Source organism: Massilia eurypsychrophila, from assembly GCF_002760655.1.
Lineage (GTDB): Bacteria > Pseudomonadota > Gammaproteobacteria > Burkholderiales > Burkholderiaceae_D > JAFCUW01.
On the sequence record NZ_PDOC01000020.1, the window covers coordinates 25,184 to 37,368 of the forward strand.

Annotated in this window: 10 protein-coding genes; 4 read left to right on the plus strand and 6 right to left on the minus strand. The window is 61.2% G+C overall.

Annotation, left to right across the window (positions count from 1 at the left end):
• Positions 1 to 70: 70 nt before the first annotated feature.
• The 4 genes from CR105_RS22165 to CR105_RS22180 form a co-directional block, all read right to left on the minus strand.
• On the minus strand, positions 71 to 1,240 hold the full coding sequence (locus CR105_RS22165) for an HlyD family type I secretion periplasmic adaptor subunit (RefSeq protein WP_099792289.1): 1,170 nt from the start codon (positions 1,238 to 1,240) through the stop codon (positions 71 to 73).
• Positions 1,237 to 3,348, minus strand: coding sequence for an ATP-binding cassette domain-containing protein (locus CR105_RS22170; protein WP_218968742.1), 2,112 nt, complete (start codon positions 3,346 to 3,348; stop codon positions 1,237 to 1,239). The genes CR105_RS22165 and CR105_RS22170 overlap by 4 nt, the downstream gene beginning before the upstream one ends.
• Positions 3,349 to 3,388: 40 nt before the next feature.
• Positions 3,389 to 4,672: a TolC family protein gene (locus CR105_RS22175; protein WP_099792291.1), complete on the minus strand. Its 1,284-nt coding sequence runs from the start codon at positions 4,670 to 4,672 to the stop codon at positions 3,389 to 3,391.
• A 123-nt stretch (positions 4,673 to 4,795) separates the two neighbouring features.
• Entirely contained in the window at positions 4,796 to 6,361 is a 1,566-nt protein-coding gene (locus CR105_RS22180) for a hypothetical protein (RefSeq protein ID WP_099792292.1), read from the minus strand.
• Positions 6,362 to 6,778: 417 nt separating this feature from the next.
• Between CR105_RS22180 and CR105_RS27970 the strand changes: the two genes are divergently transcribed.
• The 4 genes from CR105_RS27970 to CR105_RS22195 all read left to right on the plus strand — a co-directional run bounded on the left by CR105_RS27970 (position 6,779) and on the right by CR105_RS22195 (position 10,323).
• Entirely contained in the window at positions 6,779 to 6,961 is a 183-nt protein-coding gene (locus tag CR105_RS27970; RefSeq protein ID WP_131021794.1) for a hypothetical protein, read from the plus strand.
• A gap of 242 nt (positions 6,962 to 7,203) precedes the next feature.
• A complete protein-coding gene (locus CR105_RS22185; RefSeq protein ID WP_099792294.1) occupies positions 7,204 to 8,592 on the plus strand; it encodes a flavin-containing monooxygenase in 1,389 nt (462 codons plus the stop codon).
• Positions 8,593 to 8,596: 4 nt separating this feature from the next.
• Complete coding sequence (locus CR105_RS22190; RefSeq protein WP_099792296.1) at positions 8,597 to 9,409, plus strand: alpha/beta hydrolase; 813 nt, start codon at positions 8,597 to 8,599, stop codon at positions 9,407 to 9,409.
• Entirely contained in the window at positions 9,352 to 10,323 is a 972-nt protein-coding gene (locus tag CR105_RS22195; protein ID WP_229414070.1) for an SDR family NAD(P)-dependent oxidoreductase, read from the plus strand. Before CR105_RS22190 ends, CR105_RS22195 begins: the two co-directional genes overlap by 58 nt.
• An 88-nt stretch (positions 10,324 to 10,411) precedes the next feature.
• Here CR105_RS22195 and CR105_RS22200 read toward each other — a convergent pair whose 3' ends face one another.
• A complete protein-coding gene (locus CR105_RS22200) occupies positions 10,412 to 11,698 on the minus strand; it encodes a YihY/virulence factor BrkB family protein (RefSeq protein WP_229414071.1) in 1,287 nt (428 codons plus the stop codon).
• A gap of 219 nt (positions 11,699 to 11,917) precedes the next feature.
• On the minus strand, positions 11,918 to 12,043 hold the full coding sequence (locus CR105_RS22205) for a PEP-CTERM sorting domain-containing protein (protein ID WP_180288270.1): 126 nt from the start codon (positions 12,041 to 12,043) through the stop codon (positions 11,918 to 11,920).
• Positions 12,044 to 12,185 lie beyond the last annotated feature (142 nt).

Here is a 12,185-nt window from a genome sequence, read left to right on the forward strand (position 1 = left end):
GCGACCCGGCGCGAGCCGGGCCCTGCGCCCGGCGTGCAGACAGGCCTGTGTGCTTCGGTCCGGCACGCCTTCAGCGTTCGCCCAGCGACTCCGACAGCGTTTTCGAAATCGGCTTGGTGAAGTAGCGCAGCACTGTCTTTCGCCCCGTATTGATTTCCACCGTGCCGGTCATGCCTGGCTGAATGACGATGCGCTCGGCATGCCGGCCAACGAGGTCGCGGCCATTGGTGCGGATCTGCACCCGGTAATAGGCTGGCTCATTGGCCCGCACATCCTCGTTGAGCGTATCGGCGCTGAGGTAGGTCACTTCGCCGTTGAGGGCGCCGTAGATCGCGTAGTCATACGCGTCAAGCTTCACCGCTGCCGGCAGGCCGGGCTTGACGAACGCAATATCGGCGGGCCGGATCTTCGCCTCAATGATCAGGTCTCCATCGGAGGGGACGATCTGCATGATCTCTTCGCCCGGCTTGGCAATCCCCCCGATCGTTGTCAGGCGGACATTGCGGATGATGCCATCCATCGGCGCGCGCACTTCCGTGAACCCGAGTTGTTCCTTGCGTTGGGTGAGGATTTGCAGCACACCGGCGAGCTCCTCTTCGGCCTTGACCAGGTCGGTTTGGCTGTCCTGTAGATACTTGTTGCGCCGATTCGTGATCTGCCCCTGCAGCTCGACGAGCTGACGCTGAAGCTTGAGGATCTCCGACCTGCTGACGTCGCCCGTCTCCAGCAGTGGCAGATTCATGTCCAGCTCGTCCCGGATCAGCCGCATCGATTTTTGCAAGGTGTCGACTTCCGCATGGATTGCGCCCTGGCGTTTCCTGAACAGGCTTAACTGGTTGTCGCGAAACTCCGGATATTTTGCCAGCCCGGCCGGAAAGCGTGGCGCGGTGCCGAACACCTCAGCGCTCAGGCGGGCCACGCCGGCTTGCAGCCCGGCTGCCCGGGCCGACGTTTCCAGGTAGGCCGCTTCGGCTTTGGTGCGGTCGAAGCGCGCCAACAATTGTCCTTGCCTGACCTGCGCGCCTTCGCGCACCGGCAGTTCGACCAGCATGCCGCCCTCGGAAACCTGGATGACCTGGTTGCGCGAACTGGCGATCACCTGACCGTTCGCCCGGGTGATCTGATCGAGTTCGGCCCAGCTGGCCCAGACCAGCAGGCCGCCGACAGCAAGCGCCGATCCCCAGATCAGGACACGCCCTTTGCCGGCGCGCGCTGCATCGCGCCGCAGCGGCGCCCTCATGCCGCAGCCTCTTCAAGCGTCGGTTGCATGGTCGCGGCCAGTCTGGCCAGGGCGGCGTCGCGCGGCGCATCGAGCACCACACGCCCGCGATGCAAGACGATCAAACGATCGAACAGTGGCAGCAGCGCCGTCTTGTGCGTCGCCGCCACCAGCGTCACGCCCTCGGCGGCGATTTCACGCAATATGCCGACCACCCGCGCCTCGGTCACCGCGTCCATTGCGCTGGTCGGCTCGTCGAGCAGCCAAATCCGCGGGCGTGCCAGTAACAGGCGCGTCACCGCAATGAGCTGCTTCTGGCCGCCCGACACGCCGCGTCCGCCTTCGGTGAGGGGCAGCGCCAAGCCTTTCGGGTGACTTAGCACGAGTTCGATCAGGCCGGTGCGGCGCGCCGCCTCAAGGATGGCATCCTCGCCGGGATCCTGCAGCCCGAGCACGAGATTGTCGCGCAGGCTTCCGCTGAACAGTCGTGTCTCCTGTGGCAGATAGCCGACGATCGCGCGCGCGGCCGCCGGCGCCAGCAGGGCCAGGTCTATTCCGCCCAACAATATTTGCCCGGCAGCGGGCCGATACATGCCCGACCCCAGTTTCAGCAAGGTGCTCTTGCCGGAACCGATACCGCCTATCAGTCCAATCCGTTCCCCCGGCTTGATGTCCAGACTAGGCAGCGACAGTGCCACGCGATTGATTGCGCCGTACGTAAAACTTGCTCCTTCGAACCGGAGCCCGCCTGCCAGATATTGCGGCGCGAGGGCATCGGCCGCGTCGTCGTCCTCGTTGGGCAACGCAATGATGTGATCGAGACCTTCGATCGCCGCGCGCGCCTGCGCCCATTGCAGCATCACCTGCGGCAGCTGGACGATCGGCATCAGGGCTCTTCCGCTGATGATGGAACACGCCATCAGCCCGCCCATCGTCAACCGGTTGTCGGTCACCAGCAATGCGCCGACTGCCACCAGCGCGACATACGATAGTTGCTGAAGCGTGGCGGTGAGGTTGTGCGACAGCGCGCTGCAGCGCCGCATGCGCTGGTCCGAATGGCCTGACTCGGCCACCAGCAGGTTCCAGCGCGCCAGGATCTTCCATTCGGCGCCGTTGGCCTTCAGCGATTCGATGCCGTCTGCAGCTTCGACCAGCAGCCCGGCCTTGCGATTGCTGGCAGACAGGTTCAGTCGCGCATGATGCTCGATCGCACGCTGGAACATCAGCCCTGCGGCGAGGGCAATCGGCAGCGCGATCAAGGGCACCACCACCAGCGAGCCGCCGATCAGGCCAATCATGACAATGAGCAACAGCGCGAATGGCACATCGGTCAACACAAACAGCGACGTCGAGGTCAGTGCCCCACGCACCATGTCAAACCCCTTGACCTGGGAGGCGAGCGTGCCGACCGAGGCCGGACGGGCCTCCATGCGGATGCCCAGCATCCGGTTGAAAAACCAGTCGGACAGCGCCTCGTCAATGGCGTTGCAGGTGCGGTCCACCGTGCTGCTGCGTACTTGCTTGAGAATGAATTCGAGGCCGATCGACATCGCCACGCCGACGGTCAGCACCCACAGCGTGTTGAAGCCCTGATTGGGGATCACCCGGTCGTACACCTGCATCGAAAAGAGCGACGTCGCCACCGCCAGCAGCGTGATCAGGCCGGTGGCCAGGACGGCATCGACAAAGACGCGCCGGTGCGCCAGCGCGGCCACTACCGTCAGATCGAGCGCGCCGGGTCGTCCGCCGCGCGCGCTGACGCTATGGCGTGGCAGGGAAACGCAGACGACGTCGTCGAGACGCGACAACGTCGATGCGGCGCCATTGTTTTCGAGCGCTTGCCAGCAGCCTGCGGCGTCGAGCGAATGCACCAGGCACCAGCCGATCGTCGGGGTGTACACCGCGAAGGGCAGGTCGCCCGGCGTCGGGTGGTGCAATTGAGCGCAGCGGCCGCGCAGTCCGGCGGCATCCCACAGCCCGGCGAACAGCCCGGCAGCGCCGTGGCGTTCATTCATCCGGCCGAGGGCGCGGTCGAGATCGCGGCGGCGGCCGGCGCCGCCGGCTTGACCGACGAGGTGAGCGGCCATGTCGATCATCTCGACAAGTCCGCTCTTGAGTGGCATGTTCATTGGTGCTCCTTCGTGGCAGGGTTGCTTGAGGTGTCGCTAACTAGCGTGACACTGGCGATGACAAGGGCGATGACTGTTGCAGTGGCGTCAAGGTGCCGGTCTGCGCGCCCAGTCGCAACGCCGCCGCGATGGCCTGGGCGTGCGTATCTTCCAGCGCAAACTGGGACTGAGTGGCTTCGCGCACCGCGTTCAGCACGTCGTTCCAGGTCTTTCGGCCAATCACGTACTGGCGCGTATAGGAATCGAACACCGCGCTGGACATCTCGCGCGAGCGGCGCGCGTTCGTCAGTCGCTGCCGAGCCGATAGCGACTCGTTCCAGTCCAGCATCACGCGCTCGCGGATGTCGCGTTCGGCCGCCTCGCGCGCCAGGCGCACCGCCTCGCGCCGCGCAATCGACGCGTTCACCGCCGACATGGCGGAAAGACCGGCTCCCGGTTGCGCCTGCAAAACGAGCATCGCCCGCGTCTCATTCGGACGGGCGCCAATATACTGGGTGCCGATGTTCCTTTCGAGGCGCAACGCCAGTTGCGGCATGTAGGCCGCACGACGCAGCGCGATCTCGGCCTCGGCAGTCGCTTCGTCATGGCCGAGGCGGCGCAGCAACGGCGAATAGGCCAACGCCTGTGCGATGACGTCGGCCATGCTGTTCGGCGGCAACGCCATCTCCAGCTCGGATGTGGCTGCCACCGGCGCGCCGGCCAGCTGGGTCAGTTGCGCCAGCGAACCGATCAGGCCCTGGGTCGCCGCCGATTCCTCGTTCATGGCCTGCAGCATGCGTGACTCGGCCAGGCTCTGATCGGTCAGGGTACTGACTTCCCGATCGACGCGCCGGCGAATCAAGGCGAGCAGTTTCTCGTGTTCCGTGACGCCGGCGCGGGCGTCTTTCTGGCGTGCCTGCTGGCGCATCGCTTCGGTATAGGCAGCGATCACGCGCAGCGCGATGGCCAGCCGCTCTTCGTCGAGTGCGGCGCCGCTGGCAGCGACCCTGGTGCCGGCCGCATCGATGGTGGCATTGATGCGCCCGCCGGTCCACAACAGCTGCTCGATGCGCACCACACCGGAACTGGCGCCGCTGTTCGCGGCGGCCGCCTCGACGCTGAGGGACGGGAAGCGCTGCCACTGGGCGCCATCGAGTTCGGCCCGTGCGGCAGCCTGGGCGGAGCGGCGGTTCTCGATTGCCGGATGGCTCAGCAGCGCCGACTGGAGGACGCGGTCGAATGGCCACGGTTGCGCGGCGACCTCGCGGGCCAGCGTGGCGACGAGGACGGCGAGCAGGGCGCTGGCCAAGAAGCGACCGTGCGATGTCAGTATCGTCGATTTCATATATGCATTTTTTTGCAGTGCTTCATTGCGCGTCGCCGCGACAGACGTCCGCTTGCGCGGACGGTGTCGCAAGCGGCGCGGGAGGGACGCTGCACCCCGCGCCGGTTGCGGTCAAAACATCAACTAGGCAAGGAAATTGGCCGACGTCAGTGCCGTAATGGTGATCCCGGAAAGGGCCACCAGCGCCGTTTCCGCCCCGTTGGCGTTCAGGTTCGTCGAGTGATACACCGTCACCGCGTTAATATGCGCAGGGTCGTTGATCACGATATAGCCTTGGGTCGCCACCACACTGTCGTCCTTGGCAATTGCCGCCGCCGCGTCAGCGATCGATATGGCGCCGCCGTTGAAGACAAAGACATTGTTGGCACCGAAGTCTGACCCTGCGCTCAGGCCAGTGGCCACCGAGTCCGTCAAGTTGGCAATCGCCGACAGGTCGATGATGTCGCGTGCCGCGTCGAACCCTGCAACGGCAACCGGACTGTGGTGTGCCACGGCGCTTGCCGCGGCCAGGTCCGCCACGCCCGTCACGCCAGAGGTGGCAGCGGCCACATCTGCAGCGGCCTTCAACGCCACCGCGTCGGTCAGTGCCGCATTGGCGTTGGCGGCGGCGGCGGCGGCGGCAACCACGTCGGCTCTGCCGGCAAGCTGCACCGCGGCGACCGATTCCTGCGCCCTGTTCAGCGCACCGAGCGCGGCCATGTCGGCGGCCGCGGCGGCAGCGAAAGCGCCCAGCGCGGCGACCGCCAGGCCGTCCAGGATGCCCGAGGCGACATCGACACCGGCCGCGGCCTGCGCGTCGTCGGCTGCTTCCGTCGCCAAGTCAGCGGCGCGGGCGTAAGCAGCGGCGTTTTCTGCCGACGGCGTGGTCAGATTGAGCAGTCGGGCGTCCTCCGCAACCTTTGCGAGGTCATCTGCAACAATTTTCAAGGCGGGCGCATCGGTCAAGTCGGCGCCTTTGGCAAATATCACGGCGGTCGCTTTTACCGCCGTGGCAGTGACCAGCAGTGCTTCGGTATCGGTCAGGCCGGCAACGGCTCCAGCTTGCTCGGCGGCAGCAATGTCGGCCGCTGCAAGCGCCTGCAATTGCGCCATGGACGTCACGCCGGTGCGCGCGAAGACCTCAAGCCGGACGGCGTTCGCCTCGGCGAGGGCCTGCTGTGCGCCGAGTGCCGCCTGGTCGGCAGCGGCGGCAGCATACGCCGCTGCCGCTGCTGCCGCCGCATTGTCGACAGCGGCGGCCTTGACCACCAGAGTACTGTTGACCATGGTGACCTTGGGCGCGATGCTCGGACTGACAGGGGCAGCCGCCGCAGCCTCGCCGCCGCCGCCGCCGGCAACCGCGACGCTGCCCGCAACCCCGGCCCCTAGCAAGGCGGTCATCGCGCCCGATGACAACGCGCTGGTCTCGGCGGCGGCGCCGACCGCAACCGCGCCGCCAACGGCTGCCGCCGCGGCGCGGGCTTCGACGCTTGTATCGGCCGCCGCGATGTCCGCATGTGCCAGCTGCACACCATCGAGCGACTGCGCCGCCCCGCCATCGTGGGGCGCATTGTCATCCTTATCGGCCGGCAGGACATCCTTGTCTTCATGCTTGGCCTTGACCTTGACCTTAACGACGTCGCCGCGCTTTCCCGGCGATACCAGGGTTTCGCCGGTATAAATTCCAGGACGTAAAAACGAGCCGGCCAAAACGGGCTCCGTGCCATCGCGCGGAACTGCTGATCGCCCGACAGGTGCGTTGCCTGCGCTAATTGCATATGAATTCGTAACCATTTGAGTCTTCCTTCCAAAGTTAAAAAACCGCTACGTCCGCGGTAACGCTGACAACCATCGTCGATCGAATAAAATGCAGAAGCTGAGAAGATGAAAACGTTGCAAACAACCCGATGGCCATTCAAAAATGGCTGTATGCAATTGCTGATGTCGAGAATAAATAATTGCATTCACGCGCATGCCGGGGCCGATAAGCAAAGCCAGTGGGAAACAATGTCGGATCGCACATGCCATATTCGTGATGCCTGTGCGAACAGGGCTGTGTTTGAATGTTTTGCACAAACAAGATTAACCAAAAAATTCGCTTCAAATTGAAATTTGAGGCCGATTTTGATGATCGTCAAAAATAAAAAGGCAAGCACGCACACCCTGAGGGAACTTATCGTCGTGGCGAAGAATGCCTTCCGCTCGCTTTGCTGCGTGTCACTCAATTTGCGGCATAGCGGTGGGCGTGCGGTCAGCTATTGCGCCGGCTGGGATTGGGCGTTGCGCGGGGAGGTTCAGGCGGCGAAGTGAGCGCCACACCCTGCTGTTGCAGGCCGGTTTGATACGGCAGCTTAATTTTGACAGCTATCAAAATTGCACCAAATACCAAAACCTGATCGTCTATTCTGGTTAATCTTTGGCAGGCGGACCTTGCGAAGCGAGCGAACCCGCCAAATACGGTGGCGGCATTTGAAGGAATAATCCGCTGGCACGGTATGGGATATAACCAATCAACGCGGTCCTGGCGACCGTTCTTCAGAAAGGCGGAAGGCATGACGGAGATTCGGCGTGTTTGTGTAATCGGAGCGGGTCCCAGTGGAATTGCCGCAGGAAAAAATTGTATCGAAATGGGACTCGACGTGGTGATTTTCGAGAAAAACAATAAAGTCGGCGGCAATTGGGTTTTCGATTCAAAAACCGGGCACTCGAGTGTCTACGAGAATACCCATATCATCAGTTCCAAAGCGTGGTCGGAATATGAGGACTTTCCGATGCCCGACGATTTCCCGGATTATCCGAGCCACGGGCAGCTTCAACTATATTTCGAGTCATATTCAAGATATTTCGGCGTGCACGAGATGATTCGTTTCAATCATATCGTCACGCACGTTACGCGTCGCGCTTCGGGCGATTGGCAGGTCGAGTATCTCGATTCGATGGGGCAGGCCGGCAGCGAAATTTTCCAGGTACTAATGGTATCGAACGGTCACCACTGGAACCCGAAGTACCCTCAGTTTGAAGGGACATTTTCCGGCGCTTTGATGCATTCCCATGACTTCAAAGGTGTCACTGAAGATTGGCGGGGGAAAAATGTGCTGGTAATCGGTGCCGGCAATTCTGCGTGTGACGTGGCGGTGGAATCGGCACGCATCGCCGGTAAAGTATGCATGTCGATGCGAAGTCCTCAATGGTTTCTGCCAAAATTCATGTTCGGAAAGCCATCGGATGTGATGGGTGCGCGCATCAGCTGGCTGCCGCGGCGCCTGCGCCAATTTGCCACACGCAAGGCGCTGCACCTCCTGCAAGGCTCATACCGTAACTATGGTCTGCCGATAAATGTGCGTCCACCTCTGAGCCACCATCCAACAATCAACTCGGATCTGCTTGACTTCATCCGTCACGGACGAGTCAAGCCGCGACCGGGAGTTCTGCGCCTGGACGGTGACATGGTCGAATTTACCGATCACTCGCGCGAAGCGTTCGATATCATCTGCGCGTGCACTGGATTCTGGACCACATTTCCATTCTTTGACCGCGACTTCATCGATTTCGAAACCGTGGAAAAAGTGCCGCTATACCGGAAGATGATGCACGCCGAGTATCGCAACCTCTATTTCATCGGCTTGTTCCAACCGCTTGGCTGCATATGGCCGCTGGCCGACTATCAGGCGAAACTGGCCTGTCTCGAGGTCCTCGGTAAGTATCGTCGCCCCGCCGATATGAAGGCCGCGATCCAACGCGAGCTCAACGATCCGCATTTCGATTTCGAAGGGGGCCAGCGGCATGCGATCCAAGTCGACTATCACCGCTTCCGAAATGATCTCAAAGCCGAGTTGCGAAAGGCGGGAATCGATATTGCAAAGGCGCCGATGGGCGTGAAGGGCCGCCACAAGAGATGGGGACGCATCGACAGGGCACATGACGCCGTCATCGTGAGTTAGGCCAATGCGGCCCGCGTTGATATTTGTACACGGCATGTGGAGTTCGCCGGGTGTCTGGGACGGCTGGATTCGCCGTTGCGAGGCGCGCGGATATGCTTGTGTCGCATTGGCACTGCCGGGACATGGCGAGAAATTCGCCGATTCGGCCTTGGCCGGCATCGGCTTGCGGGACTGTGCGACTGCCGTCGAGCGTGTCGCGCTCAACTACGACCACCCGGTACTGATCGGGCACTCGTTAGGCGGGCTGTTAACGCAGCAGGCATCGGCGCGGCTGGCGCTGTCGGCCGCTATACTCGTCAACAGCGCTGTGCCTGCGCCGATTTTCCCGCTGCGCCCTGTCATGCTGCCCGGATTCGCCCGTCATTTTGTCAAATGGGGGTTGTGGCGCAAGTCATTCCGACTATCCCGCCGGGAAGCCAATCATCTGCTGTTTAATGCGATGAGCTCGGATCAGCAAGACGCTTGTTATCGCCACCTGACTGCGGAGTCCGGGCGCGTCGCTTACGAGGTTGGTTTCGGCAAACTCAACTGGACTGGCTCGAATCGTGTTAATCGACCAGCAATTTCTTGCCCCATCCTCGCCTTGTCCGGTGTCCAGGACCATATTGTGCCAATCAGTGCCAGCAGGCGCATGGCAGCCTGGTATGGGGAGGCAATGGACTATCGCGAGTTTGCAGGGCATGCGCATTGGATGTTAAGCGAGCAGGACTGGATGATGCGCGCCGATGAGGTACTCGATTGGCTCCATCAAGTCGTTCAATGCAACTCAAACGCTTCAATCTGCACTCGGCACATGCCGCATCTCCAACCGGGATAAATATGCGCACTAAATATGCATTGACCGATAAGGTCGTTTGGATCACTGGCGCCGCAGGCGGAATCGGCGCAGCCAGCGCCAAAGCCATCTACGACGCGGGGGCTTGTTTAGTGCTGACAGACCTCACCCAAACGTCGGTCGATGCGCTCGTAGCAGGGATGGACTGCAAACGTGTTCTTGCCCAGTCGTTGGACGTCACCGATGCCTACCAGACAAAGAGTGTTGTGAATTGCGCCGTTGCCCGCTTTGGTCGACTGGATATAGCTATCGCAAACGCGGCAATTTCGTGGTCTGGTGAACCGGCCACCTTGATTTCTTGCGACGAGGCAGAGTTCGAAAGAATCGTGGAAGTTGACTTCCTGGGCGTCTGGCGAACCGTCAAGGCAGCGCTTCCGGAAGTCTTGCGCAACCGGGGACAGATCGTCGTGACTTCCTCCATTTATGCCTTTATCAATGGTATGGTCAATGCACCGTATGCCGCTTCCAAAGCTGCAGTGGAGTCGCTCGGACGATCGCTACGATCGGAGCTGGCTGGTACCGGCGCCAGTGCGAGTGTGCTTTATCCGGGGTGGACTTCCACGCCAATGGCCAAAGTGGCGTTCGGTGGCCATCCCGTCGCCACAGAACTGCTCAATACAATCATGCCAGCGCCGGCCCGACGTCCTATACCGCCCGAGGATGTCGCGCGTGCATTGGTCGAAGGGCTTGCGTGCCGCGCGCCACGAATTATTGTGCCACCGCGCTGGCGACCGGTATCCTTGTTGCGCGGGGTGCTGATGCTTGTCACTGATGAATATATTGACCGCTCCGCTGCGATGCATCGCCTGGTACGACGGATTGACATTCTCAGTCGCAGCGTGCACGCACGGGCTGGGAATGAGATGGAAAAATCCGTTGAGCAATCAACAAAATAGTTTGAAAGACGGGAGTTTAAAAAACGGCGTCCGCTAGGGTTCCACACTGTCCACCACAGCCGGCTGTCGCCGAATTTCGGCCGCATTGTCATTTTTGCGTCGGGCCGACACTCTTTTTGCTGTTTGCGTACACCCACGTGTATTCAGCGCCAAACAGGAAAATTTGCGCCGAATAGTAGAACCACGCGACGAGAATCACAAAAGAGCCCGCTGCGCCAAAGCCCGAGGCCACGCTCGATTTCGCCAGGTACAACCCGATCAATGATTTGCCCACGTTGAACAGCAAGGCTGTTACTGCGGACCCCATCCAAACATCGTGCCATGATATTTTCGCGGTCGGCATGATCTTGTAAATCATCGCAAAGAGAACTGTGAAGATGGCGAACGACGCGATGAAATTCAACACAGATGCCAAAACGCTCTCCGCCGCAGAGCCGCCGCCCAACCATTCGCTCGACGCTGCCAGCGCAGCGCTGACGACGAGAGAGAGCATCAGCATGAAAGCTAGTCCGAGAACCAGGCCGAAGGACAATACGCGGGCGCGCAGCCACCCCCACATGCCCGACGGTTTGTCTTTCGCCGGCACCTGCCAGATGCGGTCCAGATCACTTTGCAGCTCGGCGAAAATCGCAGTGGCGCCTATCAGTAAAAGAAAGCCTCCAACGATACTAGCGACAATTCCGGTGGACGGTTCACGCGCAGCTGTGAGCAAGCCCCGCACAGCAGTCGCGCCTTCCTCACCCATGATGCTTTGAAGCTGCCCGATAATTGCGGCTTGTGCAGCGTCCTGTCCGAATACCAACCCGGCAATCGCGATGACCAGGACCAGTAGCGGCGCCAGGGAAAACAGCGTGTAATACGAAAGCGCTGCCCCCATACTCGGCGCGTAATCATCCATCCATGCGTTGGCCGCCGCCACGCATATTTGCCACTGCCTGCCAATCCAGCTTGCTGAGGTTTGCTCGAACGTTGGGCGCTGCGGCGCCATTGTGGCGGGTTCAGCCTTCTTCACGTCAGACCCGGAGTCCTGTAAAGGGGTTGGAATATATTTAGTTTCGTGCAGGATCGGGGCGGAGGGGGCGACGCTGGCATTGCTCATGGCCGAGGCAACGGACGCTACCATTGAAACGATCAAACTACCAACCTGCAGAATACCGCCCGGGGCGTCGCTGCGTTCTGGCGCCATATTAGGTCGAGGCGTTTTCTTGCGCCTGACAAGAACATAGCCCGCCGCCGCGATTGCCAGGACAGCGCCGCCTCGCACGTACGGTGAGGAAAGCGCGTCCGATGCCTTCGATTTTAACGCATCGTATTGCCCATTCGTTCTCAACTCGGCGGCTTCGGCTTCATGCATTTCGTGAGCGGTGGTGGTCATATTGTCCTTGTTGGTCGGCATCCGTGCCGTGTGGTTCTGGAGTGACAGAAAAATGGTTTCGCCTATTTTAAAGACCCTCGACTTACCCCTCTGTGCGTTCACAAACTTACCCTCTGGGGCCAGCACGAAAAAAAAGCTCCCTCACGGGAGTTTTTTTCGCCTCTCAAATCTGATGCAAAACGCCCCGCGAGAGGGGCGTCAAATCTGTTCTTGGTTGTGTTACAGGCGGCGTCGCGCAGCGCCTGCTCCGAGAAGGCCCATGGCCAGCATGGCCAGTGTTGCCGGTTCCGGCACGGATTCTGACGCATCGGCTTTGATATCCAGTTGCGCGCTGAAAAATTCCAACGGGTCGCCTCGCCCGTAATCGCGCATAGACAGTGTCCAGGTACCAAACATATCCAGTCCATCAAAAGCCGACAGCGATCCGGCCGGACGGAAGCTTCCAGCCTGGATCCCTGGCCTGGCAGCGGATGGCTTCGTCGTCGAA

What these genes read in the sequence shown, in the direction of transcription:
- CR105_RS22165 (WP_099792289.1), bottom strand. Translation starts at nt 1,240, where the DNA reads ATGAGGGCGCCGCTGCGGCGCGATGCAGCGCGCGCCGGCAAAGGGCGT.
- CR105_RS22170 (WP_218968742.1), bottom strand. Translation starts at nt 3,348, where the DNA reads ATGAACATGCCACTCAAGAGCGGACTTGTCGAGATGATCGACATGGCC.
- CR105_RS22175 (WP_099792291.1), bottom strand. Translation starts at nt 4,672, where the DNA reads ATGAAATCGACGATACTGACATCGCACGGTCGCTTCTTGGCCAGCGCC.
- CR105_RS27970 (WP_131021794.1), top strand. Translation starts at nt 6,779, where the DNA reads ATGATCGTCAAAAATAAAAAGGCAAGCACGCACACCCTGAGGGAACTT.
- CR105_RS22185 (WP_099792294.1), top strand. Translation starts at nt 7,204, where the DNA reads ATGACGGAGATTCGGCGTGTTTGTGTAATCGGAGCGGGTCCCAGTGGA.
- CR105_RS22190 (WP_099792296.1), top strand. Translation starts at nt 8,597, where the DNA reads ATGCGGCCCGCGTTGATATTTGTACACGGCATGTGGAGTTCGCCGGGT.
- CR105_RS22195 (WP_229414070.1), top strand. Translation starts at nt 9,352, where the DNA reads ATGCAACTCAAACGCTTCAATCTGCACTCGGCACATGCCGCATCTCCA.
- CR105_RS22200 (WP_229414071.1), bottom strand. Translation starts at nt 11,698, where the DNA reads ATGACCACCACCGCTCACGAAATGCATGAAGCCGAAGCCGCCGAGTTG.